The sequence below is a fragment of the Klebsiella sp. RIT-PI-d genome (assembly GCF_001187865.1).
Classification (GTDB): domain Bacteria; phylum Pseudomonadota; class Gammaproteobacteria; order Enterobacterales; family Enterobacteriaceae; genus Superficieibacter.
Genome location: NZ_LGIT01000009.1, coordinates 190,345 through 217,296 on the forward strand (window position 1 = coordinate 190,345; position 26,952 = coordinate 217,296).

The 26,952-nt window shown below is 54.5% G+C and carries 24 protein-coding genes and 1 other annotated feature; of the genes, 14 read left to right on the plus strand and 10 right to left on the minus strand.

The window, feature by feature from the left end:
• Positions 1-16: 16 nt before the first annotated feature.
• Positions 17-3,367, plus strand: a complete 3,351-nt coding sequence (mscK, locus tag AC791_RS07500) for a mechanosensitive channel MscK (protein WP_077264616.1) — start codon at positions 17-19, stop codon at positions 3,365-3,367.
• Positions 3,368-3,506: 139 nt separating this feature from the next.
• On the opposite strand, the gene rsmS is transcribed toward mscK, so the two are convergent.
• A complete protein-coding gene (rsmS, locus tag AC791_RS19660) occupies positions 3,507-3,671 on the minus strand; it encodes a pleiotropic regulatory protein RsmS (protein WP_072094310.1) in 165 nt (54 codons plus the stop codon).
• Positions 3,672-3,686: 15 nt separating this feature from the next.
• Positions 3,687-4,214 carry a primosomal replication protein N'' gene (gene priC / locus AC791_RS07505; RefSeq protein ID WP_049839851.1) on the minus strand — a complete coding sequence of 176 codons (528 nt, stop codon included), beginning with the start codon at positions 4,212-4,214 and terminating at the stop codon, positions 3,687-3,689.
• 69 nt (positions 4,215-4,283) lie between these two features.
• On the opposite strand from priC, the gene AC791_RS07510 reads away from it, so the two are divergent.
• From AC791_RS07510 to AC791_RS07550, 9 genes are all read left to right on the plus strand, one after another.
• Positions 4,284-4,661 (plus strand): DUF454 family protein, encoded by a 378-nt coding sequence (locus AC791_RS07510; RefSeq protein WP_049839852.1) that lies wholly within the window; start codon positions 4,284-4,286, stop codon positions 4,659-4,661.
• Positions 4,662-4,814: 153 nt separating this feature from the next.
• Positions 4,815-5,366 carry an adenine phosphoribosyltransferase gene (apt, locus tag AC791_RS07515; protein WP_049839853.1) on the plus strand — a complete coding sequence of 184 codons (552 nt, stop codon included), beginning with the start codon at positions 4,815-4,817 and terminating at the stop codon, positions 5,364-5,366.
• An 86-nt stretch (positions 5,367-5,452) separates the two neighbouring features.
• Positions 5,453-7,381, plus strand: coding sequence for a DNA polymerase III subunit gamma/tau (dnaX, locus tag AC791_RS07520; RefSeq protein WP_049839854.1), 1,929 nt, complete (start codon positions 5,453-5,455; stop codon positions 7,379-7,381).
• Positions 6,711-6,775 (plus strand) — a sequence feature (DnaX frameshifting element). (Overlaps the previous gene by 65 nt.)
• Before the next feature lie 47 nt (positions 7,382-7,428).
• Positions 7,429-7,761, plus strand: a complete 333-nt coding sequence (locus tag AC791_RS07525) for a YbaB/EbfC family nucleoid-associated protein (RefSeq protein ID WP_049839855.1) — start codon at positions 7,429-7,431, stop codon at positions 7,759-7,761.
• Positions 7,761-8,366: a recombination mediator RecR gene (recR, locus tag AC791_RS07530; protein WP_049839856.1), complete on the plus strand. Its 606-nt coding sequence runs from the start codon at positions 7,761-7,763 to the stop codon at positions 8,364-8,366. Before AC791_RS07525 ends, recR begins: the two co-directional genes overlap by 1 nt.
• A 110-nt stretch (positions 8,367-8,476) precedes the next feature.
• Positions 8,477-10,351 (plus strand): molecular chaperone HtpG, encoded by a 1,875-nt coding sequence (gene htpG, locus AC791_RS07535; protein ID WP_049839857.1) that lies wholly within the window; start codon positions 8,477-8,479, stop codon positions 10,349-10,351.
• 184 nt (positions 10,352-10,535) lie between these two features.
• Complete coding sequence (gene adk, locus AC791_RS07540) at positions 10,536-11,180, plus strand: adenylate kinase (protein ID WP_049839858.1); 645 nt, start codon at positions 10,536-10,538, stop codon at positions 11,178-11,180.
• A gap of 111 nt (positions 11,181-11,291) precedes the next feature.
• Positions 11,292-12,254, plus strand: a complete 963-nt coding sequence (gene hemH / locus AC791_RS07545; RefSeq protein WP_049839859.1) for a ferrochelatase — start codon at positions 11,292-11,294, stop codon at positions 12,252-12,254.
• A 63-nt stretch (positions 12,255-12,317) separates the two neighbouring features.
• The gene (locus tag AC791_RS07550; protein ID WP_049839860.1) at positions 12,318-13,622 is read left to right on the plus strand and encodes an inosine/guanosine kinase; all 1,305 of its coding nucleotides are present in this window, start codon (positions 12,318-12,320) and stop codon (positions 13,620-13,622) included.
• A 90-nt stretch (positions 13,623-13,712) separates the two neighbouring features.
• On the opposite strand, the gene ybaL is transcribed toward AC791_RS07550, so the two are convergent.
• The gene (gene ybaL, locus AC791_RS07555) at positions 13,713-15,389 is read right to left on the minus strand and encodes a YbaL family putative K(+) efflux transporter (protein WP_049839861.1); all 1,677 of its coding nucleotides are present in this window, start codon (positions 15,387-15,389) and stop codon (positions 13,713-13,715) included.
• Between the two features lie 231 nt (positions 15,390-15,620).
• A complete protein-coding gene (locus AC791_RS07560) occupies positions 15,621-16,841 on the minus strand; it encodes an MFS transporter (protein WP_049839862.1) in 1,221 nt (406 codons plus the stop codon).
• A gap of 173 nt (positions 16,842-17,014) precedes the next feature.
• Here AC791_RS07560 and ushA point away from each other — a divergent pair, with 173 nt between their 5' ends.
• From ushA to AC791_RS07575, 3 genes are all read left to right on the plus strand, one after another.
• Positions 17,015-18,667 carry a bifunctional UDP-sugar hydrolase/5'-nucleotidase UshA gene (ushA, locus tag AC791_RS07565; protein ID WP_049839863.1) on the plus strand — a complete coding sequence of 551 codons (1,653 nt, stop codon included), beginning with the start codon at positions 17,015-17,017 and terminating at the stop codon, positions 18,665-18,667.
• 124 nt (positions 18,668-18,791) lie between these two features.
• A complete protein-coding gene (locus AC791_RS07570; RefSeq protein ID WP_049839864.1) occupies positions 18,792-19,037 on the plus strand; it encodes a DUF2543 family protein in 246 nt (81 codons plus the stop codon).
• 187 nt (positions 19,038-19,224) lie between these two features.
• The gene (locus AC791_RS07575; protein ID WP_049839865.1) at positions 19,225-19,707 is read left to right on the plus strand and encodes a cold-shock protein; all 483 of its coding nucleotides are present in this window, start codon (positions 19,225-19,227) and stop codon (positions 19,705-19,707) included.
• Positions 19,708-19,709: 2 nt separating this feature from the next.
• Here AC791_RS07575 and ybaK read toward each other — a convergent pair whose 3' ends face one another.
• From ybaK to copA, 3 genes are all read right to left on the minus strand, one after another.
• Entirely contained in the window at positions 19,710-20,189 is a 480-nt protein-coding gene (gene ybaK / locus AC791_RS07580; RefSeq protein WP_049839866.1) for a Cys-tRNA(Pro)/Cys-tRNA(Cys) deacylase YbaK, read from the minus strand.
• 196 nt (positions 20,190-20,385) lie between these two features.
• Positions 20,386-21,180: a TraB/GumN family protein gene (locus AC791_RS07585; protein ID WP_049839867.1), complete on the minus strand. Its 795-nt coding sequence runs from the start codon at positions 21,178-21,180 to the stop codon at positions 20,386-20,388.
• Positions 21,181-21,247: 67 nt separating this feature from the next.
• Positions 21,248-23,749: a copper-exporting P-type ATPase CopA gene (copA, locus tag AC791_RS07590; protein WP_049839868.1), complete on the minus strand. Its 2,502-nt coding sequence runs from the start codon at positions 23,747-23,749 to the stop codon at positions 21,248-21,250.
• 108 nt (positions 23,750-23,857) lie between these two features.
• Here copA and cueR point away from each other — a divergent pair, with 108 nt between their 5' ends.
• Complete coding sequence (cueR, locus tag AC791_RS07595) at positions 23,858-24,262, plus strand: Cu(I)-responsive transcriptional regulator (RefSeq protein WP_049839869.1); 405 nt, start codon at positions 23,858-23,860, stop codon at positions 24,260-24,262.
• Here cueR and AC791_RS20340 read toward each other — a convergent pair.
• The 3 genes from AC791_RS20340 to AC791_RS07610 all read right to left on the minus strand — a co-directional run bounded on the left by AC791_RS20340 (position 24,259) and on the right by AC791_RS07610 (position 26,914).
• Positions 24,259-25,452, minus strand: coding sequence for a hypothetical protein (locus AC791_RS20340; RefSeq protein ID WP_049839870.1), 1,194 nt, complete (start codon positions 25,450-25,452; stop codon positions 24,259-24,261). The genes cueR and AC791_RS20340 overlap by 4 nt on opposite strands.
• An 83-nt stretch (positions 25,453-25,535) precedes the next feature.
• Positions 25,536-26,000, minus strand: coding sequence for an NfeD family protein (locus AC791_RS07605; protein WP_049839871.1), 465 nt, complete (start codon positions 25,998-26,000; stop codon positions 25,536-25,538).
• A complete protein-coding gene (locus tag AC791_RS07610) occupies positions 25,997-26,914 on the minus strand; it encodes an SPFH domain-containing protein (protein WP_049839872.1) in 918 nt (305 codons plus the stop codon). The genes AC791_RS07605 and AC791_RS07610 overlap by 4 nt, the downstream gene beginning before the upstream one ends.
• Between the last annotated feature and the right edge of the window lie 38 nt (positions 26,915-26,952).

Sequence of the window (26,952 nt, forward strand, 5' to 3'; positions counted from 1 at the left end):
CACTCACGCTACTACTATGCTACGCAACGTAAATATATTAAAAACGGCCGGGCTATTGCTGCTGGCATGGACGCTTTTGTTTGGCGTTTTTTTTGCAGCTCACGCGCGTGCACCGGCCTCAGGCGATGTCATCGACCGCACAGAAATTCAGTCGCAACTCTCCGCGCTTAATAAGCAAAAAGATCTTTCTGCTCAGGATAAACTTATTCAGCAGGATCTGACTGAAACACTGGATATCCTTGATAAAATTGAGCGGGTGAAAGCCGAAACGGCCCAGTTTCGTCAGCGCGTCGCGCAGGCTCCGGAAAAAATGCGTCAGGCAGCAGATGGCCTTAGCGTACTCAACGATAAAGACAGCGACGACGAAACCCGAAAAACGCTGGAAACATTATCATTACGCCAGCTCGAAGCCCGGCTGGCGCAAACGCTGGATGAATTGCAGACGGCGCAAAACGATCTGGCCAATGACAACAGTCAGCTGGTGGCGCTACAAACCCAGCCAGAACGCGTGCAGAACGCTATGTTCAATGCGTCTCAGCAGCTTCAGCAGATCCGCAATCATCTCAATATCTCTGGCGAGGGCGCCTTACGCGCCTCGCAGCACACTTTACTGACGGCGCAGCAGGCGCTGCTCAATGCGCAAATTGAGCAGCAGCGTAAAAGTCTGGAAGGTAACACCGTTCTTCAGGATACCCTGCAAAAGCAGCGTGATTACGTCACCGCCAACAGTACCCGGCTTGAGCATCAGTTGCAGCTATTGCAGGAGGCGGTAAACAGCAAGCGTTTAAGCCTGACTGAGAAAACGGCGCAGGAAGCCATTTCATCGGATGAGACCAGCCGTATCCAGGCTAATCCGCTGGTAAAACAGGAACTGGAGATTAACCATCGACTCAGCGAGCGCTTAATCCAGGCCACGCAAAACGGGAACGATCTGGTACAGCAAAATATTCGGGTGAAAAACTGGCTCGATCGCGCATTACAGTCTGAGCGCAATATTAAAGAGCAGATCGCCGTTCTTAAAGGCAGTTTGCTGCTGTCACGTATTTTATACCAGCAACAGCAGACGCTACCGTCCGCTGATGAACTGGAAGATATGACCAACCGGATTGCCGATTTACGTCTTGAACAATTTGATGTCAACCAGCAGCGCGACGCGCTTTTCCAGAGCGACGCCTTTGTGGCGAAACTGGAAGAAGGGCATGAAAATGACGTCAATGCAGATGTTCACGATGCGCTTATGCAGGTTGTGGATATGCGCCGTGAATTGCTGGATCAGCTGAATAAACAGCTCGGCAATCATTTAATGATGGCGATTAACCTGCAAATTAATCAGCAGCAGTTAATGAGCGTTTCCAAAAATCTGAAAGATATTCTCACACAACAGATTTTCTGGGTTAACAGCAATAAGCCCATGGACTGGGAATGGCTGAAAGCGTTCCCGAAATCAGTTCAGGACCAGTTTAGCGCAATGAAAATCACCGTGAACTGGGAGAAAGCCTGGCCTGCGGTGTTTATCGCTTTTCTGGCCGGGCTGCCGTTACTGCTGATGGCAGGCGTGATCCGCTGGCGTTTACAGTGGCTAAAAGCGCGGCAGGCCAAACTGGCCTCAGAGGTCGGGCAGCTACGTCATGACAGTCAGTTGCATACGCCGAAGGCCATTCTGATTGACCTGATCCGCGCCTTGCCGGTGTGTCTGATCATCCTGGCGCTGGGGCTTATCCTTCTGAAGATGCAGCTTAGCATCAGCGACATACTGTGGGCATTCAGTAAAAAGCTCACGATGTTCTGGCTGGTCTTTGGTCTGTGCTGGAAAGTGCTGGAAAAAGATGGCGTGGCCGTTCGCCACTTTAATATGCCGCCGCTGCTTACCAGCCACTGGCGTCGTCAAATTGTACGCATCAGCCTGGCGCTGCTGCCGCTGCATTTCTGGTCGGTGGTGGCTGAGCTTTCACCGCTTCACCTGATGGACGATGCGCTGGGGCAACTGGTCATTTTCCTTAATCTGCTGGTTATTACCATCCTGACCTGGCCAGTCTTTGTTGATAGCTGGCGCGACAAAGAGTCGCGCGGGATCCGCCTGGTGACCATCACCGTGCTGTCTATCGTTCCTGTTGCGCTGATGATCCTGACCGCGACAGGCTATTTCTATACCACGCTGCGTCTGGCGGGCCGCTGGATCGAAACGGTCTATCTGGTAATTATCTGGAACCTGCTTTACCAGACCGTGCTGCGCGGATTAAGCGTGGCGGCACGGCGCATTGCATGGCGACGTGCGCTGGCCCGACGTCAGCATATGACCAAAGAGGGGGCCGAAGGCGCAGAGCCGCAGGAGGCACCGGCAATGGCGCTGGAGCAGGTAAGCCAGCAAACGCTGCGTATCACGATGCTGCTGATGCTGGCGCTTTTCGCCGTGGTATTCTGGACCATCTGGTCAGATCTAATCACCGTATTTACCTATCTGGACAGCATTACGCTGTGGCACTACAACGCCAGCGAAGCCGGTGTCAGCGTGATCAAAAACGTCACGATGGGCAGTTTGCTGTTTGCTTTAGTTGCCGCGATGGTGGCCTGGGCGTTAATCCGCAACCTGCCTGGATTACTGGAAGTGCTGGTGCTTTCGCGCCTCAACATGCGTCAGGGGGCCTCCTACGCGATTACGACCGTGCTGAACTATGCCATTCTGGTCATCGGCACCATGACCGTCTTCGGCTCGCTCGGAGTGTCGTGGGATAAATTACAGTGGCTGGCGGCGGCGTTATCCGTCGGCCTTGGCTTCGGCTTACAGGAAATTTTCGGTAACTTTGTATCAGGTCTGATTATCCTGTTTGAACGCCCGGTGCGTATTGGCGATACGGTAACCATTGGTTCTTTTTCCGGCTCGGTGAGTAAAATCCGCATTCGAGCCACCACGATCACCGACTTCGATCGCAAAGAAGTGATTATTCCGAACAAAGCGTTCGTCACCGAGCGGCTGATTAACTGGTCGCTCTCCGATACCGTCACCCGCGTGGTGATTAAGCTGGGCGTGGCTTACGGTTCGGATCTGGATAAGGTGAAGGCGGTATTGCTGAAAGCGGCGAAAGATCACCCTAAAGTGATGCACGATCCCGAGCCGTCCGTATTCTTTACCACTTTTGGTGCCAGTACGCTCGATCATGAACTGCGCTTATACGTCAAAGAGCTACGCGACCGCAGTTATACTGTTGATGAGATTAACCGTGCTATCGACAGGTTATGCCGCGAGAACGATATTAATATCGCCTTTAATCAGCTTGAAGTGCATCTGCATAATGAAAAAGGTGACGAGCATCTGGAAGTGAAACGCGATGTACAGGGTGACAATCCGCCGTCAGCCGCGTTGCCGTAATGCCTGATGGCACTCCGCTTATCAGGCCTGCGGTTTTTGATACGACGTTGATAGTAGCAAACGTGCAGGCCGGGTAAGGCGCAGCCGCCACCCGGCATTGTCGTCATCAGGTCTTATCTGTCAGGCAACAAACCCAGCGCTACGCATCGCTGGCGTTGTCTGACAGCGCAACTTTATTCTCAAAATCGCGCTGCACAATAGCCAGCGCTTTTAATACCGTGCGGGGCGCTATCGCATGTTCCTCCAGCAGCATGATCAAATCGACGGCCAGTTTTACCTCATCGGCGGCAGTTTCCAGTGACATTTTCTCTCCTTTAAATCAGCGCATCATCCGCGCCAGTATCTGTTCAATATCGGCCAGCGCGCGGCGGCAGCGCTGAAGACGGCCGGTAAAAGCATCAACTTCACGCGCCAGTCGCTGTTGATCGGCAAGTGTTGTTGCCTGGGCATGTTGCTGGATCCGCTGGGCTTTCATCTCCGTCAGACGGCGTTCAAATTCCTGATGCTGAAGCCGTTTGCGCTGCCATTTGGTAATACTGGCTGAACCGTTATCCCAGGCGCGTAGCGACCAGCTGGTGGTTTCCCGATTAATCGCCTCAATCTGGGCGCTAAGGTGCTCCGCCAGCCACGCGACCTGCGGCAACTGCTGCTGTTCAACCGCCCGACACAACTCGTTATAACAAGCTGCGGCCTCATCAACACAAGCCTGTAATAACGTGCTGCGGGTTTTAAACAGATGGCGATCAAAGCGGGCGCTCAGCGTGGCATACTGTGCCAGCGGAGCCACACGGACGCGTAGTTCTTCAAGCTGTTGATGCAGAATATGCAGCAGCCGGGTGGATTTCACCGCATTCTCCCCCTGAAAATTACAACAGCTATGCTACATTAGCCGTTCAGTTACGTAACGATTCGTACTATGCGACGCACTATTCTACTCATTATTGGCTGGCTGGCGGTAGTCCTCGGGACACTTGGCGTGTTTTTACCGCTGTTGCCGACTACGCCCTTTATTTTACTTGCGGCCTGGTGCTTTGCGCGATCTTCGCCGCGTTTCCACCACTGGCTTTTGCACCGCTCCTGGTTTGGCGGCTATCTGCGTCACTGGCAGACCCATCGTGCAATGCCGCCAGGGGCGAAACCGCGCGCCATTATTATGATCCTGCTGACCTTCGCCATTTCGCTGTGGCTGGTGAAAATGTTGTGGGTTCGCATCCTGCTGCTGGTGATTTTAAGCTGCCTGCTGATATTTATGTGGCGGATCCCGGTGGTTGATGCAAAACAACAAAAGCACTGAAGAGTAATAATCGCTGTTGCAATTGTCCGTCTCAGCCAGTAAATTCGACCGTTTTCGAGCACATGCGCGCCTGGTCAAAGGTTAAACAAATGTTTCTTTTGATCTCTTTTCGGCTGCGCGGTGAGTAATACCGTATTAATCAGGCATATATCTATGACCGCAACTGTACAGCAGCTTGAATTTCTGAAAAATAGCATCAAAAGCATCCAGGATTACCCAAAGCCTGGCATTCTTTTCCGTGATGTCACCAGCTTGCTGGAAGATCCCAAAGCCTATGCGCTCAGCATCGAATTGCTGGTTGAGCGTTATAAAAATGCCGGGATCACCAAAGTCGTTGGCACCGAAGCACGTGGCTTTCTGTTTGGTGCACCCGTTGCGCTGGGTCTGAACGTGGGTTTTGTGCCGGTACGCAAGCCGCGTAAACTGCCGCGTGAAACCATCGCAGAAAGCTATGAACTGGAATACGGCACCGATCAACTGGAAATCCACGTTGATGCAATCCAGGCGGGCGACAAAGTGCTGGTGGTCGATGACCTGCTTGCCACCGGCGGCACGATTGAAGCCACCGTTAAGCTTATCCGCCGTCTGGGGGGAGAAGTGACCGACGCCGCATTCATTATTAACCTGTTCGATCTGGGCGGTGAACCGCGTCTGGAAAAACAGGGCATCACCAGTTACAGCCTGGTATCATTCCCGGGGCACTAATCCCTGTCGCACAACCTCGCTCAATGGGTGAGGTTGTGATAGCATTACCCCCTCATGAATCCACCTTCCAGCGTCAGAGCCAGCCAATGAGTTATCAGGTCTTAGCCCGAAAATGGCGTCCACAAACCTTTGCTGGCGTCGTCGGCCAGGAACATGTGCTGACCGCCCTGGCAAACGGCTTATCGCTAGGGCGCATTCATCACGCGTATCTGTTTTCCGGCACCCGCGGCGTCGGTAAAACCTCTATCGCCCGTCTGCTGGCGAAGGGGCTTAACTGTGAAACCGGCATCACCGCCACGCCGTGCGGCGTGTGTGATAACTGCCGGGAAATAGAGCAGGGGCGCTTTGTCGATTTAATTGAAATCGATGCCGCGTCCCGTACCCGGGTTGAAGACACCCGCGACCTGCTGGACAACGTCCAGTACGCACCCGCGCGCGGTCGTTTTAAAGTCTATCTTATCGATGAAGTTCACATGCTTTCGCGCCACAGCTTCAACGCCCTGTTGAAAACGCTGGAAGAGCCGCCGTCGCACGTGAAATTCCTGTTAGCCACCACCGATCCGCAAAAGCTGCCGGTGACTATTCTGTCACGCTGCCTGCAATTTCATCTTAAGGCGCTGGATGTCGAACAGATCGGCCATCAGCTTGACTATATCCTTAATGAAGAAAAAATCGTCCATGAGCCACGCGCGCTTCAGCTTCTGGCGCGGGCAGCGGACGGTAGCCTGCGTGACGCGCTGAGCCTCACCGACCAGGCGATTGCCAGCGGTGACGGGCAGCTTACCGCCGCCGCCGTCAGTATGATGCTGGGCACGCTGGATGACGATCAGGCGCTATCGCTTATTGAAGCGCTGATCGCTGCCAACGGCGAAAGCGTCATGTCGCTGGTCAATGATGCGGCGCTGCGCGGTATTGAGTGGGAAGCGCTGCTGGTGGAGATGCAAAGCCTGCTGCACCGTATTGCTATGGTCCAGCTGTCACCTTCCGCACTGGGTACGGATATGGCGGCAATTGAGCAGCGGATGCGTGAATTAGCGCGCACCGTGCCGCCTGCGGATATTCAGCTCTATTATCAGACGCTGCTAATTGGCCGCAAAGAGCTACCCTATGCCCCCGACCGACGAATGGGGGTCGAAATGACGCTCCTGCGTGCGCTGGCATTTCATCCGCAGGCGCCGCTGCCGGAGCCGGAAGGCGTCCAGCAATCATTTGCCCCGGTCGCGCCAACCGCCGTGTTGTCGCCCGACCAGGTAATACAGCAGCCTGCGCCGCCTCCGGCTGCGCCCGTGGTTCAGCATGATGCTACCAGCTCTGTTCTGGCGGCCCGCAGCCAGTTGCAGCGTGCTCAGGGAGCAACCAAAGCAAAAAAGAGTGAACCGGCAGCCGCTTCCCGCGCGCGGCCGGTGAACAACGCCGCGCTGGAAAGACTGGCTTCCGTTTCCGAACGGTTGCAGACGCGTCCGGCGCAGGCGACTCAGGAAGCGGCACCGGCGAAGAAAGAAGCCTATCGCTGGAAGTCAACTCTGCCGGTCAGCGAGACGGCGAAAGAAATTATTGCCACGCCGAAAGCGTTGAAAAAAGCGCTGGAGCATGAAAAAACGCCGGAACTGGCTGAAAAACTGGCGCTTGAAGCCATGGAGCGCGATCCGTGGGCGGCGCAGGTAAAACAGCTTCATCTGCCAAAGCTGGTAGAGCAGGTGGCGCTAAATGCCTGGAAAGAAGAAAACGGCGAGGCGATCTGCCTGCATTTGCGCTCTGCCCAGCGTCATTTAAACTCTGCTGGCGCGCAGCAGAAACTCGTTGAAGCAATGAGCACGTTATACGGTAAGCCGGTTGAATTGACTATTATTGAAGATGATAATCCGTCGACTCGTACGCCGCTTGAGTGGCGTCAGGCTATCTATGAAGAAAAACTCGCGCAGGCGCGCGAGGCGATTACCGCGGATAACAACATCCAGACCCTGCGTCGCTTTTTTGACGCGGATCTGGATGAAGAGAGTATTCGCCCCATTTGATCGCGCGCTCCGCGTCCGATCGTCAACCGTTAATGAGAGAGAAGCCTATGTTTGGTGGTAAAGGCGGTCTGGGTAACCTGATGAAACAGGCCCAGCAGATGCAAGACAAAATGCAAAAAATGCAGGAAGAAATCGCGCAGCTGGAAGTGACTGGCGAATCCGGCGCGGGGCTGGTGAAAGTGACCATTAACGGTGCGCATAACTGCCGCCGTGTGGAAATCGATCCCAGCCTGCTGGAAGACGACAAAGATATGCTGGAAGATCTCGTCGCTGCGGCGTTCAACGATGCGGCACGCCGTATTGAAGAAACCCGGAAAGAGAAAATGGCTTCTGTCTCCTCAGGTATGCAGCTGCCGCCTGGCTTTAAGATGCCGTTCTGATGCAAACCAGCCCGCTGTTAACTCAGCTTATGGAAGCCCTGCGCTGCCTGCCGGGCGTTGGCCCGAAGTCGGCACAGCGCATGGCGTTTACGCTGTTGCAGCGGGATCGCAGCGGTGGAATGCGCCTTGCACAGTCGCTGACGAAGGCAATGTCGGAAATTGGCCACTGCGCTGATTGCCGCACCTTCACCGAGCAGGAGGTGTGTAATATCTGCACCAATCCGCGTCGTCAGGAAAATGGCCAGGTCTGCGTGGTAGAGAGTCCGGCGGACATCTATGCCATTGAGCAGACCGGGCAATTCTCCGGACGCTATTTTGTGCTGATGGGGCACTTATCTCCGCTGGACGGTATTGGTCCGCAGGATATCGGCCTTGATCGGCTGGAGCAGCGTCTGGAGGCCGAAAAGCTGAAAGAAGTTATTCTCGCGACCAACCCTACGGTGGAAGGGGAGGCGACCGCCAATTACATCGCTGAACTTTGCGCTCAGTACGGTGTTGAAGCCAGCCGCATCGCCCACGGCGTGCCGGTAGGCGGCGAGCTGGAAATGGTCGATGGCACCACGCTGTCGCATTCGCTGGCCGGACGTCATAAGATTCGTTTTTAACCAAACGGGAGCAGAAATTTTTGCTCCCGCTTGAAATTTTCCCGTCTTAACCCCATCTCACCCTCATCACTTTTTTTACCTGATAAACGGTATTGTTGAGGTTGAACACGATGAAAGGACAAGAAACTCGCGGCTTTCAGTCAGAAGTAAAACAGCTTCTGCATCTGATGATCCACTCTCTGTATTCCAATAAAGAAATCTTCCTGCGTGAGCTTATCTCTAACGCCTCGGATGCGGCAGACAAGCTGCGTTTTCGCGCGCTGTCTAACCCGGATCTGTATGAAGGCGATGGTGAACTGCGCGTGCGCGTCTCGTTCGATAAAGAGCAGCGTACCCTGACCATTGCCGATAACGGCGTGGGCATGAACCGTGACGATGTAGTTGATCACCTCGGTACCATTGCAAAATCCGGGACCAAATCCTTCCTTGAATCCATGGGTTCCGATCAGGCAAAAGACAGTCAGCTTATTGGTCAGTTCGGGGTCGGCTTCTACTCCGCGTTTATTGTGGCCGATAAAGTTACCGTACGCACGCGTGCGGCGGGTGACAAACCGGAAAACGGCGTATTCTGGGAATCCGCCGGTGAAGGTGAATATACCGTTGCGGACATCACTAAAGACGATCGCGGCACTGAAATCACTCTGCATCTGCGCGAAGGTGAAGACGAGTTCCTCGATGACTGGCGTGTACGCTCGATCATCAGCAAATACTCCGATCATATCGCCCTGCCGGTAGAGATCGAAAAACAGGAAGAGCAGGACGGCGAAACCGTTGTGTCCTGGGAAAAAATCAACAAGGCTCAGGCGTTGTGGACGCGTAATCGCGCTGAGATCAAAGACGAAGAATACACCGAGTTTTATAAACATATCGCCCATGATTTTACCGATCCGCTGACCTGGAGCCACAACCGTGTGGAAGGTAAGCAGGAGTACACCAGCCTGCTGTACATCCCGGCGCAGGCACCGTGGGATATGTGGAATCGCGATCATAAACACGGCCTGAAACTGTACGTTCAGCGCGTGTTTATCATGGATGATGCCGAGCAGTTTATGCCGAACTATCTGCGCTTTGTTCGTGGTCTGATAGATTCCAGCGATCTGCCGTTAAACGTCTCCCGTGAAATTTTGCAGGACAGTACCGTCACCCGTAACCTGCGCAGCGCGCTGACCAAACGCGTTCTGCAGATGCTGGAAAAACTGGCGAAAGATGATGCTGAAAAATATCAGACCTTCTGGAAACAGTTCGGCCTGGTACTGAAAGAAGGCCCGGCGGAAGACAGCGGTAACCAGGAAGCTATTGCTAAACTGCTGCGCTTTGCCTCCACGCATACCGACTCGTCTGAACAGACCGTATCGCTGTCGGACTACGTTTCCCGGATGAAAGACGGCCAGGAGAAAATCTACTACATCACCGCCGACAGCTATGCTGCCGCGAAAAGCAGCCCGCATCTGGAACTGCTGCGTAAGAAAGGCATTGAAGTTCTGCTGCTTTCCGACCGCATTGATGAGTGGATGATGAACTACCTGACTGAGTTCGATGGTAAATCGTTCCAGTCAATTTCGAAAGCTGACGAATCACTGGATAAACTGGCTGACGACGTTGACGAAAGCGCGAAAGAAGCGGAAAAAGCGCTGACGCCGTTTGTCGAGCGCGTAAAAACCCTGCTGGGCGAGCGCGTGAAAGAGGTACGTTTAACCCATCGTTTGACCGATACGCCGGCGATTGTGACCACCGACAATGACGAGATGAGCACCCAGATGGCGAAGCTGTTCGCCGCGGCGGGCCAGGCCGTACCGGAAGTGAAGTACATTTTTGAACTGAACCCCGATCACGTACTGGTCAAACGCGCTGCTGAAACGCAGGATGACGTGCAGTTTGGTGAGTGGGTTGAACTGCTGCTCGACCAGGCGCTGTTCGCTGAACGCGGGACGCTGGAAGATCCTAACCTGTTTATCCGTCGTATGAACCAGCTGCTGGTATCCTGATACCGGTGTTGTGATGCCCGGTGGCGTAGCCGCCACCGGGCATTTTCGTTCACTCTGGCCGCTTTTCTGTTCATTCTTGCCCATTAACCGTTTCAGCCCTGGCCCCTTCCTTGAGACAACCGCGTGATGGTGGTATCGTTTAGCGCTTTGTTTAAAACTGACAACCTTTAAGGGGATTTTCGTAATGCGTATCATTCTGCTTGGCGCTCCGGGCGCAGGTAAAGGAACTCAGGCACAGTTCATCATGGAGAAATATGGCATTCCGCAAATCTCCACCGGTGACATGCTGCGCGCTGCCGTAAAATCCGGCAGTGAACTGGGTCAACAGGCGAAAGACATCATGGACGCGGGTAAGCTGGTGACCGACGAGCTGGTCATTGCGCTGGTCAAAGAGCGTATTGCTCAGGAAGACTGCCGCAACGGTTTTCTGCTCGATGGTTTCCCACGCACCATCCCTCAGGCTGATGCCATGAAAGACGCGGGTATCGTCGTCGACTATGTTCTCGAATTCGACGTGCCGGACGAACTGATTGTCGATCGTATCATTGGCCGTCGCGTACACGCTGCGTCGGGTCGCGTCTACCACGTTACCTTTAATCCGCCTAAGGTTGACGGTAAAGATGACGTTACCGGCGAAGAGCTGACCCAGCGTAAAGACGATCAGGAAGAAACCGTGCGTAAACGTCTGGTTGAATACCATCAGATGACCGCGCCGCTGATCGGCTACTATCAGAACGAAGCGCAGGCGGGTCATACCCACTATGCGAAAGTTGACGGCACTCAGGCCGTTAGCGACGTGCGCGCCGAACTGGAAAAAATTCTCGGTTAATGTCGGTCTCACCCGGCGTACGCCGGGTGAGTCTTCCTTTCACAGCAATTAGTTCCCCGCCCGCACTTTTCAGCTACAATTATCAGCCGTTCTAATGGATAAGAGGCGGTAATGCGTCAGACGAAAACTGGTATCCTGCTGGCTAACCTCGGCACCCCCGATGCACCGACTGCCGGTGCGGTTCAACGCTATCTGCGACAATTTCTAAGTGACAAACGCGTGGTGGATACGCCGCGCATCTTATGGTGGCCGCTGCTGCGTGGGGTTATTCTGCCGATCCGCTCTCCACGCGTGGCTAAGCTTTATCAGTCGGTCTGGATGGAAGAAGGCTCCCCGCTGATGGTATACAGCCGTCGGCAGCAGAAGGTGCTGGCGGCGCATCTGCCTGACGTTCCGGTGGCGCTGGGTATGAGCTACGGCAAGCCCTCACTGGCCAGTGCAGTGGATGAACTGCTGGCGAAAGAGGTCGATCACATCGTGGTGCTGCCGCTGTACCCGCAATATTCCTGCTCAACCGTGGCGGCAGTATGGGATGAACTGGGACGACTGCTGGCGCAAAAGCGTCGGGTGCCGGGCATTACCCTGATCCGCGATTATGCTGACGATAGTGCTTATATCCGGGCGCTGGCCAATAGCGTACGCGCGTCGTTCGATAAGCACGGGGAGCCGGATCTGCTGCTGCTCTCCTATCATGGTATTCCACAGCGTTATGCTAACGAAGGGGATGACTATCCTCAACGCTGCCGTGATACCACGCGTGAGCTGGTTTCTGCCCTGGATCTCCCGCCGGAAAAAGTGATGATGACCTTCCAGTCCCGTTTTGGACGCGAGCCGTGGCTAACGCCTTATACCGATGAAACGCTGAAAATGCTGGGTGAGAAGGGCGTGAAGCATATTCAGGTGCTCTGCCCGGGCTTTGCCGCTGACTGCCTTGAAACGCTGGAGGAAATTGCGGTGCAGAACTGCGAATTTTTCCTTGAAGCGGGCGGTCAAAAGTATGAATACATTCCGGCCCTCAATGATTCAGCAGATCACATTCTGATGATGGACGAGATCACCCGTCCTTATCGTTAATCGCGTGCCGGGCAGAGGATATGTTACTATCCTCTGCCTGTTAACAGCCATCAGAACCCGTCAATGAAATTTCCCGGTAAACGCAAGTCTAAACACTATTTCCCCGTTAATGCGCGCGATCCCCTGCTGCAACAAATTCAGCCGGAGAGCGAAACCGGCACCTCATGGATCGTGGGTATCGATCAGACGCTGGTCGATATTGAAGCCAAAGTGGATGATGAGTTTGTCGCACGCTTCGGTCTGAGCGCCGGGCATTCGCTGGTGATTGAAGATGATGTTGCCGAGGCGATTTATCAGGCGCTAATGCGTGACAATTTAATCACTCACCAGTTTGCTGGCGGCACAATAGGCAATACAATGCACAACTATTCAGTACTGGCCGACGATCGTTCAGTGCTGCTGGGCGTAATGTGCAGCAATATTGAAATTGGTGGCTATGCCTATCGTTACTTGTGTAATACCTCCAGCCGTACCGACCTTAACTACCTGCAGGGCGTGAACGGGCCGATTGGCCGCTGTTTCACTCTCATCAGCGACAGCGGTGAACGCACGTTTGCGATTAGTCCCGGTCACATGAATCAGTTTCACGCGGACAGCGTACCGGAAGCGGTGATCGCCGGCGCATCTGCGCTGGTCCTGACCTCCTATCTGGTACGCTGTAAGCCTTGCGAGCCAATGCCTGAAGCCACGATGCGGGCCATCGAGTATGCGAAAAAGCATAACGTGCCGGTGGTGCTGACATTAGGCACCAAATTCGTGATTGCCGATAACCCCGAGTGGTGGCAGGCCTTCCTTAAGGAACACGTATCGATCCTCGCTATGAACGAGGAAGAGGCCGAGGCGCTAACCGGCCTCAGCGATCCGCTGCTGGCTGCTGACAAGGCGCTGGATTGGGTTGATTTAGTGCTGTGTACCGCCGGTCCGATCGGTCTGTATATGGCGGGCTTTACTGAAGATGAGGTCAAGCGTAAAACCCAGCATCCGCTGCTGCCGGGCGCGATTGCTGAATTTAATCAGTACGAGTTCAGCCGCGCAATGCGCCATAAAGACTGCACGCATCCGCTGCGCATTTTCTCGCATATTGCCCCGTATATGGGAGGACCGGAAAAGATCATGAATACCAACGGCGCGGGTGACGGCGCGCTGGCGGCACTGCTGCACGATATTACCGCCAATAATTATCATCGCACTAATGTGCCAAATTCCAGCAAGCACAAATACACCTGGCTGACCTATTCGTCGCTGGCCCAGGTATGTAAGTATGCTAACCGCGTCAGCTATCAGGTGCTTAATCAACACTCTCCGCGTTTAACACGCGGTTTGCCTGAGCGGGAAGACAGTCTCGAAGAGTCCTACTGGGAGCGGTAAGGTTCTGGGATCGCAACTACCTTGCCCGGTGTTAGTGGCCGAATAAGACAGCGCCCCGCCCGATATTAACGCGCGGGGCGCTGAACAACGCTACCCGATAACTGTCTCGACCGCTGGCGGCTGATTCAGCATGGTTAACATGGTATTGGCAATTTCGCGCTCGCCCATCACCACCTGATTCGCTCCGCGTTCGGTAATGTAATCGACTTCATCGTCATAATGCGCCCGGGCAATAATCTCAATGGTGGGGCATTTTTCACGTGCGGTCGCGACAATTTCTCCGGCTTCGTAACCGTTTGGAATGGTGAGCAACAGCCAGCGGGCGCAGTCAAGATGCGCGAGATTAAGAATTTCTTCATTCGCCGCATTGCCCAGTACAGCGCGAATACCACGCTCGCGCAGTTCATCCACCCGCGTACGGGAGGTTTCAACTACCACCAGCGGAATACCCTGCGCCATGAGCTTCTCACCCAGCAAGCTACCGACCCGGCCAAAGCCCACCAGCAGTGCGTGATTACAAATATCGACCGGGATCTGTTTCTCTTCTTCGGTCACTTCTTCCAGGGTCTGTTCTTCCAGCGTCTCGGTTTTATCGAGGTAGCGCTCGAGGATCACGAACAGGATTGGGTTAAGCATGATGGAGAGGATCGCCCCCGCCAGTACCAGATTTTGCCCGGTTTGCGGCAGCAGATTGAGGGCCATTCCCAGTCCGGCGAGGATAAACGCAAATTCACCGATCTGCGCAAGGCTGGTGGCGATAGTCAGCGCTGTCCGCTGCGAGTGACCAAACATACGGACCAGCAGCAGGGCCGCCACCGATTTACCGAAGATGATGATCGCCAGCGTTCCCAGTACCGCCAGCGGCTGGTCGAGCAGGATCATCGGATCAAACAGCATACCTACCGATACAAAGAATAATACCGCAAAGGCATCGCGCAACGGCAGCGTGTCGTGCGCTGCCCGGTGGCTCAGCTCGGACTCATTCAGTACCATACCTGCAAAGAACGCGCCCAGCGCAAAAGAAACGTCGAACAACTCAACCGCGCCAAAAGCAATACCCAGCGCCAGGGCGAGAACGGAGAGCGTAAACAGCTCGCGAGAGCCGGTCGCCGCACTGCGGGCCAGGATCCACGGTACCAGCCGACGGCCAACCACCATCATGATGGCGATAAAGGCGACGACCTTACCAATGGTAATCGCCATGTCCAGCGACAGCGATGCCAGACCCACATTCCCTTTTTCAAGCATTCCGGCGACGGCAGGCAGCAGGACCAGCGTCAGTACCATCACCAGATCTTCAACAATCAGCCAGCCGATAGCGATTTGCCCGCGCTGACTGTCTATAAGCTGTCGTTCCTCAAGCGCGCGCAGCAGCACCACAGTACTGGCGGTTGAAAGACATAAACCGAACACGATGCCGGTCATCAATGACCAATCCATCAGCGCGGCCAGTCCCATTCCCAGCAGCGTAGCCACCGCTATCTGTGCTATTGCGCCAGGAATGGCGATGGCCTTTACCGCCATCAGATCCTTAAGAGAGAAATGCAGGCCCACGCCGAACATCAGCAAAATGACGCCCAGCTCGGCCAGTTCAGGAGCCAATTTGGTGTCTGCGACAAATCCAGGGGTAAAGGGTCCGGCCAGAACGCCCGCTAACAGATATCCCACCAGTGGAGAAATACGAAGTTTATTGGCAATCATGCCGAGAATAAAAGCGAGCACAAGGCCGCCGACAATGGTGGTGATAAGCGGGGTGGCGTGATGCATTCCGTCTCCTTTCGTTTATGCGAGGGTCCATTTTTGGCAGGAAACCAAAAACCCAGGTAATAGTTTATGACAAAATGAGTCACCATGTTGATGAATTATTATTGAATTTTGAAAAAAATTGGGACTTGATGCAGGAAAAGCACAGAACGGAAAAATAGGCGAGATAAGTCGACGTCAGACAGACACTGTGCGGGAAAGAAGCGGCCAAAAAATGTTTTTGGCCGCAGAAAATTACGCCTTATGCCGGTTATCAGGCAGGAATATGGTAAGTATCCCCAGTAACGGCAGAAAAGCACAGATTTTATAAACCAAATCAATACCGTGATGGTCTGCAATCAGCCCCAGCACCGCAGCACCAAGTCCCCCCATGCCAAAGGCAAAACCAAAGAACAGGCCGGAGACCATGCCTATACGCCCCGGAAGCAGCTCCTGAGCGTAGACCAGGATGGCCGAAAAGGCAGACGCAAGAATAAAACCAATAATGACGGTTAAAATCCCGGTCCAGTACAGGGTGACATAGGGTAAAAGCAGAGTAAACGGCGCGACGCCGAGGATCGAGCCCCAAATAACATATTTACGCCCAATTTTGTCCCCGACAGGGCCGCCAATCACCGTTCCCGCCGCCACCGCGAACAGGAAGGCAAACAGATGGAACTGCGCATTCTGTACGGATAGACCGAACTTCTGTATCAAATAAAAGGTGTAATAGCTGCTGATGCTCGCCATATAGAAATATTTAGAGAAAATCAGGATCAGCAACACACTTACCGCCAGGATCACTTTATTGCGCGGCAGTGGATTTATCACCGGCGTCGAGGGTTTGCCTTTGTTCACCCGATGCTGCGCGGCATACCAGCGGCTAACCTGAGCGAGGACGACGATCGCCAGCAGGGCAGCCAGGACAAACCATGCGACATTGCCCTTCCCGTAGGGCGCAATCACCAACGCGGCCAGCAACGGTCCGAGAGAACTCCCGAAATTGCCGCCGACCTGGAAAATAGACTGCGCCAGCCCGTGTCGTCCTCCGGAGGCCATTCGCGCTACGCGGGATGATTCCGGGTGAAAGACCGATGATCCGGTGCCGACCAGCGCTGCCGCCAGTAGCACCGTATGGAAGCTGCCTGCCATTGCCAGCAGCACCAGTCCGCTTAAGGTAAAGCACATGCCCACGGGCAGCGACCAGGGCATCGGGTGCTTATCGGTTATATACCCGACGATCGGCTGAAATAGCGAAGATGCCAGCTGAAAGGTCAGCGTAATCAGACCGATCTGCACAAACGTCAGGGAAAACTCGGATTGCAAAAGCGGATAAATCGCCAGAATTAACGACTGGATCATGTCGTTGAGTAAATGAGAGAGACTGATTGCACCCAGTATGCCAAAGGCGGTACGGGCTTTTTGCGGGGGCGCAGAGCCTCCCGGCACGGTGGAGCGAGTTTCACTGATTGCCATAAATTTCACTTTTCTTTGTCTTTACGATGCAGGAAGTAAGCAGGATGTCATTATTATCCGGCTAAGATACCTGTCAGAAAGCAGGTAAGGAAGTCGCATTCTGCAAACAAAGTTGTCTACTATTTGATAACGCGGTAATTTCGCCATTACACATTTTGGTCAGGGAGAGAAATATGACGTTTTTAAAGCGGGGCCTCGCGCTGGCGGTGCTGGCAGCCTGTACGCTGAGCAGCCTGTCTGCTCAGGCCTATGAGCAGGATAAAACTTATAAAATTACCATTCTCCATACTAACGATCATCACGGGCATTTCTGGCGCAGCGAGTACGGTGAATACGGCCTGGCCGCGCAAAAAACCCTGGTTGACGGCATCCGCAAAGAGGTTGCGGCTGAAGGCGGTAGCGTTCTGCTGCTTTCCGGTGGCGATATTAATACCGGCGTACCTGAATCCGATCTTCAGGATGCAGAACCGGATTTCCGCGGCATGAACCTGATAGGCTATGACGCGATGGCAGTAGGCAACCACGAATTTGATAACCCGATGAGCGTGCTGCGTCAGCAGGAAAAATGGGCCAAATTTCCGTTTCTCTCTGCCAATATCTATCAGAAAAGCACCGGTGAGCGACTGTTTAAACCGTGGGCGCTGTTTAAGCGTCAGGATCTGAAAATTGCCGTAATTGGCCTGACCACTGACGATACGGCAAAAATCGGCAATCCTGAATTTTTTACCGACATCGAGTTTCGCAAACCGGCAGACGAAGCAAATCTGGTCATTCAGGAATTAAATGAAACCGAAAAACCGGACGTTATTATCGCCGCCACCCATATGGGCCATTACGATAATGGCGAGCACGGTTCAAACGCACCCGGCGATGTTGAAATGGCGCGCAGTCTGCCTGCCGGATCGCTGGCAATGATTGTCGGCGGACACTCTCAAAATCCGGTTTGTATGGCCTCTGAGAATAAAAAACAGATTGATTATGTCCCTGGCACCCCTTGCGCACCGGATCGTCAGAATGGGATTTGGATCGTGCAGGCGCATGAATGGGGCAAATACGTCGGGCGGGCAGATTTCGAATTCCGCAACGGTGAAATGAAACTGGTGAACTATCAGCTTATTCCGGTCAATCTGAAGAAGAAAGTGACCTGGGATAACGGTGAGAGCGAGCGCGTGCTTTATACTCCGGAAATTGTCGAAAATCCGCAGGTGCTATCGATGCTGACGCCGTTCCAGAACAAGGGTAAAGCGCAGCTTGATGTGAAGATTGGGAGTGTGAACGGCAAGCTTGAAGGCGATCGCAGTAAAGTCCGTTTTGTACAGACTAATCTTGGGCATTTACTGCTCGCAGCGCAAATGGCCCGTACTAATGCTGACATCGGCGTGATGAGCGGCGGCGGTATTCGCGATTCCATTGAGAGCGGCGATATCACCTATAAAAACGTGCTTAAAGTGCAGCCGTTCGGCAACATAGTGGTATATGCCGATCTGAGCGGGCAGGAAATCATCGACTATCTGACCGCGGTTGCCCGGATGAAACCCGATTCCGGTGCGTATCCACAGTTTGCTAATGTCAGCTTTAGTGCAAAAGACGGTAAGCTTAACGATCTGAAAATTAAAGGTGAAGCGGTCGATCCGGCGAAAAAATATCGCCTTGCGACGCTGAGTTTTAACGCGACGGGCGGCGATGGTTATCCGCGTCTCGACGATAAACCCGGCTACGTTAACACCGGCTTTATTGATGCAGAAGTGCTGAAGCAGTTTATTCAGCAGAACTCCCCGCTTGATGTAAACGCTTACGAGCCGAAAGGGGAAGTGAGCTGGCAATAAGGTTTACCGGCCCGGCGTCGCCGCCGGGCAAATAGCGCGAAGTCGACCTGACTGCCTGTCGGTAACAATGATAGTATTGATATCAAAGGGTAACTCACCCAGGCATTAATCCCGGAGACAGAGAATGAACAATGAAATCCCCCTGAAGTATTATGACATCGCGGATGAGTACGCTACGGAATGCGAAAAGCCGGTGAGTGAAGCTGAGCGCGATCCTCTGGCCCACTATTTCCAGTTGCTCATTACCCGCCTGATGAATAATGAAGAAATCAGCGAGGAATCGCAGCAGGAGATGGCGCGCGAAGCCGGTATCAACGAAAGTCGTATCGATGAAATCGCAAACTTTCTCAATCAATGGGGCAACGAATAGCGCTTACGGCTGGCCTTATAACACAGGCGATCGCGCTGTCGATCGCCGCGCCCACCAGTGAAAATACCCGCAATGCTTCCGGCAAAATTTATCCTTATACTGAGTCTAAAGACATAGTCTGCGCAGGCATTGTGATTTACACTGCGCGCTGCATAAACTGACCAGATAAACGATTAAGCAGGCGAGAATGGCGATGAACGGTACGATCACAACATGGTTTAAAGATAAAGGTTTTGGATTTATCAAAGATGAAAACGGCGACAACCGTTATTTTCATGTGATTAAGGTCGCCAACCCGGAGCTTATTAAGAAAGATGCGGCAGTGACTTTTGAAGCCACGACGAACAACAAAGGCCTGTCAGCCTATGCGGTAAAAGTCCTGCCGGAAAGTAAACACATCTATATCGTTGGTGAGCGGATCAAACTCTCCTCTATCAAGTCGTGGGTGGTCTACAGTGAAGAAGTGCCTGCCGATGCCTATATCGATAAAGAGAATACGGTACTGTCGGTCGGCGCGCTGATGGGCAATATCCGCCCTAAATCGGCGGCAAAACCGGGCGAAATGCGCTCCCTGAAAAAGCTGGCCATCACCACGTTCCAGGGAACGACACTCATCTTCTCGGCAGACGAGATTGATATCGACGCCACGATTAAAATGCTTAAGGTCTGAGATTACTCGCGTCGGGCGATATCGGCAAATTGCGCATTCAGGGCGTGTGCCAGGTCTGTCGCTGCCAGTTCGATATCCAGTCCGCGCTTGCCGCCGGACACAAAAATAGTGGCAAACGCCTGCGCAGGCGCATCAATAAGCGTCGGCAGGCGCTTTTTCTGTCCCAGCGGACTAATACCGCCGACCAGATAACCGGTCGTCCGCTGGGCAAGCTGCGGGTCGGCCATTTCTACTTTCTTTGCTCCCAGCGCTTTGGCAACCTTTTTTAAATCAAGCTGACCGGCAACCGGCGTGACCGCTACCGCCAGATGTTTTGCATCGCCATTTACCGCCACCAGCAGCGTTTTGTAAACCTGATCTGCATTCAGTCCGAGCTTGCGCACGACTTCATCACCAAAATTTGTTTCGGTGGGATCGTGTTCATAAGTATGGATCCTGAAAGTAATTTTTTGTTTTTCAAGTAGCTTAACGGCGGGGGTCATCAGAGTCCTTACCTGTAATAAACCAACATGTGCTGAGTGTACGCCCGGGGCGAAGCGAAAAAATAGTATAATCTTGCTTATTAGTGTTGGCAGTAACGGCGCTTTAAGCGACAATTCAGTTACCGGAGTTCGCTCCGGCATAATAATAAAGATGAAATTCCTCTTTGACGGGCCAATAGCAATATTGGCCACTTTTTTATGTCATGATGTCCGCAAGGTTGCCTTCACCATAAAGATGCAGCGCACCGACCGCGACCACATAATGTCCCGCCGGAAGCTCGCAGAGAAAATCCCGCCATGCGCGATTACGCTTGTGCATCAGCACGTCATACAGTTCCTCGCTAAAGGTATTCGGCAGCTTAACATCCTGCGCGGCGGGCGGATGCTCCAGCCACCAGCTAATCATCATTTGCAGCAGCCGCGCATTGGTATGCCAGTGTTCAAGGGTATCGTCCAGCAGCGCCATGCCGTTGTCGGGCAACTCGCAGAGCAGAGCAATTTGCCGTTCAGCACCTTCCAGCTCAACCACCGGGATCTGTCTGGCTTGTGCCGCCTGAATAAGCTGAAGGTCGATACCATAATCGGGGCGCAGCCCCAGCTGTTGCGCCTGAGTGGCCTGAAGCACCATGGCGATTTGCCACAGAGGCTGGTTACTGAATAGCGTCAGTGACAGGCCCAGTTCACGGGCTTGTTTATCCAGCGCGGCGAGCTGCAATTCGCTAAGTCGTTCTTCAAGCGGCGGAAATTCGGGCAGATCGCGAAACGGAGTGTCGCTGCCGGCGATATTAGCCTCGACGATCAGCGCATCGGCACGCGCGATTTTTTGCAGCAGCTTTGGCGGCAGCGGGGACATATCCTGCGTCCCCATGTGAATACTGCCGACCAGGTGAAACTCGCGGCCGCCGGGCAGAGAAATGTCCTGCGCAGGCCAGCTGTAGGTATTGCCGCGCAGCGTATGCCACAACGTTTTTAATCGGTGAAACAGGCTCATACATACTCCGCTGGCGCAAAATCCTATGCTAGCGTGCGGCGGCCCGGCGCGCAAACCGGAGCGCGAATTACCTTTTTGGCGTAAAGCGCAGTAGCCGGTTGGCATTGCTGACCACCGTAATGGACGACAGCGCCATCGCCGCGCCAGCCACAACCGGATTGAGTAGCGTCCCGGTGAGCGGCCACAGGATCCCGGCAGCAACCGGAATACCCAGCGAGTTATAAATAAACGCGCCGACCAGGTTTTGCTTCATATTACGCAGCGTGGCGCGCGAGATAGCCAGCGCATCGGCCACGCCCATCAGGCTATGGCGCATCAGCGTAATGGCAGCCGTTTCAATGGCCACGTCGCTGCCGCCGCCCATCGCGATACCGACTTCCGCCTGCGCCAGAGCCGGGGCATCGTTGATCCCGTCACCAATCATGGCCACCTGCCGGCCTTCGCGTTGTAAATTCGCAATGGCCTGCGCTTTACCGTCTGGCAGAACGCCTGCGATCACCTCATCAATTCCGGCCTCTTTGGCGATCGCAGCGGCAGTGGTCTGGTTGTCACCGGTCAGCATCACCAGCCGGTATCCAGCCTGGTGTAAACGCACCAGCGCGGCGACGCTGTCCGAACGCAGCGGATCGCGGATGGCGAGAAGGGCGGCTAGCTGGCCGTCAATCGCCAGTAGCACCGGCGTTGCGCCCTGCAAGGCCTGGGCATGGATTTCATCATCCAGTTCGTCTGTCGCAATATTGTGTTGCTTCATCAGCGCCACATTTCCCAGCAGCAGCGTATGTTCCTGCGTCCTGCCGCTTACGCCAAGCCCGCGCAGGGTGCGGAAATCACTTATTTGCGGCAACGTCAGGTCCTGAGCCTTATCAAGGATGGCACGCGCCAGCGGATGACCTGAGCCCTGCTCCAGGGCAGCTGCCAGCCTCAGCGCCTGGGCCTCATCAACGTCGCCCACGGTATTCACCGCCGTAACCTGCGGTTTTCCTTCCGTCAGGGTGCCGGTTTTATCGAAAACCAGCGTATCCAGCGAACTGGCGCGCTGAAGAGCGTCAGCATCACGAACCAGGACGCCAAATTCAGCCGCGCGTCCGACGCCGGAAATTATCGACATCGGCGTTGCCAGCCCGAGCGCGCAGGGGCAGGCGATAATCAGTACGGTGGTGGCGATCACCAGCGTATACACTATTTGCGGTGCAGGGCCGAAAAAATACCAGATAGCGGCGCTAAACAGGGCAATGGCCACCACTACCGGCACAAAAATAGCGGAGATTTTATCGGCCAGCTGGCCAATTTGTGGCTTGCTGCTTTGCGCCTGGCGTACCATGCGAATAATGCGGGCCAGCGTCGTCTGGCTTCCCACGGCGCTGGCGGTAAACAGCACGCTGCCATCCTGCACTACGGTGCCTGCATGAACATCATCATCGATGCTTTTTTGCTGCGGCACCGGTTCACCGGTAAGCATCGCTTCATCCAGCCAGGCATCGCCCTGAGTGATTTTACCGTCCACCGGCACCCGATCGCCGGTGGTCAGGCGCAACGTCATACCTGGGGTAACCGCCGACAGCGGCAGATCGTCTTCGCCCCGGTCGGTGACCACCCGGGCAGTTGCCGGCGTCAGGTCGAGCAGTTTTTCCAGCGCTTTAGACGAGCGCTGGCGCGCCCGGGCTTCAAGCATATGACCGAGGTTTATCAGACCGATAATCATCGCGCTGGCTTCATAATAGAGGTGGCGTGCTTCCATCGGGAACCACTGCGGCCACAGATTGACGCTCATGGAGTAGAGCCAGGCAACGCCGGTACCCAGCGCGACCAGCGTATCCATGGTCGCCGTGCGGTTAAGCAGACTTTTCCATGCGCTGCGATAAAAGTGCCCACCGGCAAAAACCATTACCGCGAGCGTGGCAAGACCTATGGCCAGCCACAGGCTGCGGTTATCGTCAGTGACCATCATATTGTCACCGAACATCCCCCAGACCATCACTGGAATACCCAGGGCGAGGGCGAGGGCCGCCTGCCAGCGAAAACGTTTTACGGTGGCGACGGCGGTTTGCTGCTGACGCTCCCGGCGCTTAAGGTCATCTTCGATGGCTTCTGCCCCGTAGCCTGCCTTTTCCACCGCCTGCACTAATTCAGCGGCGGACGCACTGCCGGTAACCAGCGCCGTGCGTTCCGCCAGATTGACCCGTGCCTGGGTGACGCCCGGAACAGCCTGCAGTGCTTTCTGGACCCGGGAGACACAGCTGGCGCAGCTCATACCGCTAAGCAACAGTTGCAGACTGTCGTCATCGGCACGGGCATCCGGAAGCTTTGAAGAAACCGCTGTCAGCGCTTCCGACGGGATTGATGACTCCGCCAGCGGTTTAGCCTTTGGGTGGCTTAACTCTGCACCGTATCCGGCCTGCTTAATGGTATCGATCAGCGCATCGGCGCTGGCGCTACCGGTCACGCGCGCATCGGTGATCGTCACTTCAGCCAGCTCCACATCCGGGCGTTGCTCAAGGCTTTCTTTGACGCGTTTGACGCAGTGGCCGCAGGAGAGGCCGTCCAGCGTCAGGTCAATTATGTGAGACATGTTATAACTCCTGTATGATAGATCGTAAAAAGAGTGATCTTAGCAATAATTTCCGCTAACTGTGTCTCAGGTTAAACCTTCCCGCAAGGGGAAGGTCAAGGGGGATTGATGAATATCAGTGATGTGGCCAAAAAAACCGGACTCACCAGCAAGGCGATCCGCTTTTACGAAGAGAAAGGGCTGGTGACGCCGCCGCTGCGTAGCGAAAACGGTTATCGCAGCTACACCCAGAAACACATCGACGAGCTGACGTTGCTGCGCCAGGCGCGGCTGGTGGGCTTCAATCTTGACGAGTGCGGTGAGCTGGTGGAGCTGTTTAACGATCCGGCCCGGCACAGTGCCGACGTCAAAAAGCGTACTCTGGAAAAAGTGGCGGAAATTGAACAGCATATCGTGCAGTTACAGGCGATGCGCGAGCAGCTGTTAACCCTTGCTGAAAGCTGCCCCGGCGATGAAAGCTCCGCCTGTCCGATTATTGATAATCTTTCCGGGTGCTGCCATCGGTCGGGTTAACGCTGACGAAAATAGTCGTCAACAATGTGGGTGAGATCGGCGTGATAACCGTCGTCATTAATTAAAAATTCGACAAAAAGATCGTCGACCTGCGGGGAGGGCCGCTTTGCCAGCAGGCTAAAAGCCAGATGGTTATGGCTGCCCCACAGGTAGTGCTGCCAGAGAAAACGGGCAAAAGGAATAAATAGCGCAGAGTCGGTATAGAACAGCGCCTGCAGGATCAGGGGAATATCGTCATCGTCTGGTAAAATGCGCGCCTCGATAATCCCGCGAATACGCGTTTCACTTACATCTCCGGCTGCAAGAATAATGCTGGCCGCCTCCACGGGCGGGTACGCACTTGCGCTGCGGATAAACGCCTCCGGCCATGAAAAAGCGCCGCCAGACACATTAGTTGTCTCAGCATAAGCGGATTTTAACGCTGTAACCGGGACATGCGTCGGTACCCCGGGCAGGCATTCCTCGCGGGTAAGCTGTTGCCCGTTGCTGAATGTCAGACGTTTTTCTTGCGGGTAGTAGTGCGCAACGGGGGCGATTACCAGGCTTCGAAGCGGCCTTTTTTCCAGCGCGGCAGCGCAGGCTTTATGATGCCCGTCGAGCAATGCGCAAAGATACGAGTCGCTGAAATACCAGGCGATGGCGCGAATGTCAGGCTTATCGCGGTAATACTCCGCCCGTTCAGGGTTAAACCGGGTCGCCGACTGCGTCGGCAGCAGATACAGCGGCCCCGGCGTGTAATAGCGCATTTCGCGATCCATGATGCTAACGGTGGCCGGATTAACCTGTTTTCGCTCCGTTAGCGACCAGAAAAAATGCCCGTTGCCATCGGTCGGATAGAGCTGCCGATCCTCAAGGGAATAGTAGCCGGAGGGGAGCATCGCGAGCAGCGGTTCAAGGTGAGAAAGCGACGTCGGCAGATCGTGAAACGGCGTGTTCCACTGCGCCATCGCCGGGATAAATTGCGCCGCCTCAGCGCGGTTCGCGCCAGAGCTGGCCGACACCATACCTGCGCAGGTCGGGCACTCATCCGGCCACAGAGTAATAAGGGGCGCATCCTGCCACGTCAGGACACACTGTCCCGGCGCCCATTGCTCCTGAAGCAGTCCTTTACCGTGCCTGACGGCGAAAATAAGCCCTTCCGGCTGGTGCTTGACGCATTTTACCTCAGTTTTTGGTGACCAGAATGGCATGTGAACGACGCTCCTGTTTCATCGTTTTGAGACTAAAAAAGCGAGTGCGGCTGCCCGGACTCGCTTTTCATCTCTGCGTTAACTCAGTGGACAACCGGACAGGCCCTGACCACCAGGGTGATGCCTTCAATCGACGTCACTTCTACCGGAGTACCGGCGGGCAGATCGCTGTCGGCGCTGACCATCCACGAACTGTCGCCCACGCGCATATGTCCGCGACCGTTAACTAACGCACTGTCGAGCGTAAAACGGCGGCCGATAAGCTGCCTTCCTCGCTGATTAAGCTGGCTGTCCGCAGGTTTTTGCTCGCGTACTCGCTTCGCCAGCCAGCGCCACCACAGCCACGCGGCCAGCAGCGTCAGCAGGGCAAACATCAGCCCCTGCCATTCCCAGCCCAGCGGCATCAGCCAGACGATCAGCCCCACCAGCACCGCCGCGATACCGCTCCACAGCAGGTAACCGTTACCGCCGAGCATTTCGGCGGCAAGCAGCAAACCGCCGAGGCTCAGCCAGAAAACGTGTGGGTGGGCCAGAATAATGTCGATCACAGGCGTTTCCGCTCGTCGGTGCTGCCTTTGATCAGTTCGCTAATACCGGCAATCGATCCCATCAGGCTGCTGGCATCCAGCGGCATCATCACCACTTTACTGTTATTAGCCGAACCGATTTTTTGCAGCGCGTCGGTGTATTTTTGCGCCACAAAGTAGTTAACCGCCTGAATATCTCCGGCGGCAATGGCTTCGGAAACCATCTGCGTTGCCCGGGCTTCTGCTTCTGCTGAACGTTCGCGCGCTTCTGCCTGTAAGAACGCTGACTGACGTTCGCCCTCGGCTGTGAGGATCTTCGACTGCTTTTCCCCTTCCGCTTTGACGATTTGCGCCTGACGTATCCCTTCCGCTTCCAGAATATAGGCGCGTTTCGTTCGCTCGGCTTTCATCTGCGCATTCATCGCGTCAATCAGTTCAGCCGGTGGGCGCACGTCACGAATTTCGATACGGGTGATCTTGATGCCCCACGGGTTGGTGGCTTCATCAACGATATGCAGCAGGCGGGTATTGATGTTGTCGCGCTGAGAGAGCATTTCATCAAGCTCCATCGAGCCGAGAACGGTACGGATGTTGGTCATGGTCAGGTTGATGATCGCCAGCTCAAGGTTGCTGACCTCATAGGCCGCTTTTGGCGCATCGATCACCTGAATAAAACAGACTGCATCAATAGAGACGTTGGCGTTGTCTTTCGAGATAACTTCCTGCGACGGAATATCGAGTACCTGTTCCATCATATTGATCTTACGACCAATTCGATCCATAAACGGCACCACCAGGCTCAGGCCCGGCTGCAGGGACGTGGTATAGCGACCAAAGCGCTCCACCGTCCATTGATACCCCTGCGGGACAATTTTTACCCCGGAAAAAACCACAATCAGCGCCACAAGGATGACGACGGGAATGACAAATAACATGATGAAAATCTCCTGTTCAGCCAGGTAATTATATCCTT

What these genes read in the sequence shown, in the direction of transcription:
- rsmS (WP_072094310.1), bottom strand. Translation starts at nt 3,671, where the DNA reads ATGTCACTGGAAACTGCCGCCGATGAGGTAAAACTGGCCGTCGATTTG.
- htpG (WP_049839857.1), top strand. Translation starts at nt 8,477, where the DNA reads ATGAAAGGACAAGAAACTCGCGGCTTTCAGTCAGAAGTAAAACAGCTT.
- AC791_RS20340 (WP_049839870.1), bottom strand. Translation starts at nt 25,452, where the DNA reads ATGCCATTCTGGTCACCAAAAACTGAGGTAAAATGCGTCAAGCACCAG.
- apt (WP_049839853.1), top strand. Translation starts at nt 4,815, where the DNA reads ATGACCGCAACTGTACAGCAGCTTGAATTTCTGAAAAATAGCATCAAA.
- recR (WP_049839856.1), top strand. Translation starts at nt 7,761, where the DNA reads ATGCAAACCAGCCCGCTGTTAACTCAGCTTATGGAAGCCCTGCGCTGC.
- ybaL (WP_049839861.1), bottom strand. Translation starts at nt 15,389, where the DNA reads ATGCATCACGCCACCCCGCTTATCACCACCATTGTCGGCGGCCTTGTG.
- hemH (WP_049839859.1), top strand. Translation starts at nt 11,292, where the DNA reads ATGCGTCAGACGAAAACTGGTATCCTGCTGGCTAACCTCGGCACCCCC.
- ushA (WP_049839863.1), top strand. Translation starts at nt 17,015, where the DNA reads ATGACGTTTTTAAAGCGGGGCCTCGCGCTGGCGGTGCTGGCAGCCTGT.
- copA (WP_049839868.1), bottom strand. Translation starts at nt 23,749, where the DNA reads ATGTCTCACATAATTGACCTGACGCTGGACGGCCTCTCCTGCGGCCAC.
- ybaK (WP_049839866.1), bottom strand. Translation starts at nt 20,189, where the DNA reads ATGACCCCCGCCGTTAAGCTACTTGAAAAACAAAAAATTACTTTCAGG.
- cueR (WP_049839869.1), top strand. Translation starts at nt 23,858, where the DNA reads ATGAATATCAGTGATGTGGCCAAAAAAACCGGACTCACCAGCAAGGCG.
- AC791_RS07610 (WP_049839872.1), bottom strand. Translation starts at nt 26,914, where the DNA reads ATGTTATTTGTCATTCCCGTCGTCATCCTTGTGGCGCTGATTGTGGTT.
- AC791_RS07550 (WP_049839860.1), top strand. Translation starts at nt 12,318, where the DNA reads ATGAAATTTCCCGGTAAACGCAAGTCTAAACACTATTTCCCCGTTAAT.
- mscK (WP_077264616.1), top strand. Translation starts at nt 17, where the DNA reads ATGCTACGCAACGTAAATATATTAAAAACGGCCGGGCTATTGCTGCTG.
- AC791_RS07570 (WP_049839864.1), top strand. Translation starts at nt 18,792, where the DNA reads ATGAACAATGAAATCCCCCTGAAGTATTATGACATCGCGGATGAGTAC.
- AC791_RS07525 (WP_049839855.1), top strand. Translation starts at nt 7,429, where the DNA reads ATGTTTGGTGGTAAAGGCGGTCTGGGTAACCTGATGAAACAGGCCCAG.
- dnaX (WP_049839854.1), top strand. Translation starts at nt 5,453, where the DNA reads ATGAGTTATCAGGTCTTAGCCCGAAAATGGCGTCCACAAACCTTTGCT.
- AC791_RS07510 (WP_049839852.1), top strand. Translation starts at nt 4,284, where the DNA reads ATGCGACGCACTATTCTACTCATTATTGGCTGGCTGGCGGTAGTCCTC.
- AC791_RS07585 (WP_049839867.1), bottom strand. Translation starts at nt 21,180, where the DNA reads ATGAGCCTGTTTCACCGATTAAAAACGTTGTGGCATACGCTGCGCGGC.
- adk (WP_049839858.1), top strand. Translation starts at nt 10,536, where the DNA reads ATGCGTATCATTCTGCTTGGCGCTCCGGGCGCAGGTAAAGGAACTCAG.
- AC791_RS07560 (WP_049839862.1), bottom strand. Translation starts at nt 16,841, where the DNA reads ATGGCAATCAGTGAAACTCGCTCCACCGTGCCGGGAGGCTCTGCGCCC.
- AC791_RS07575 (WP_049839865.1), top strand. Translation starts at nt 19,225, where the DNA reads ATGGCGATGAACGGTACGATCACAACATGGTTTAAAGATAAAGGTTTT.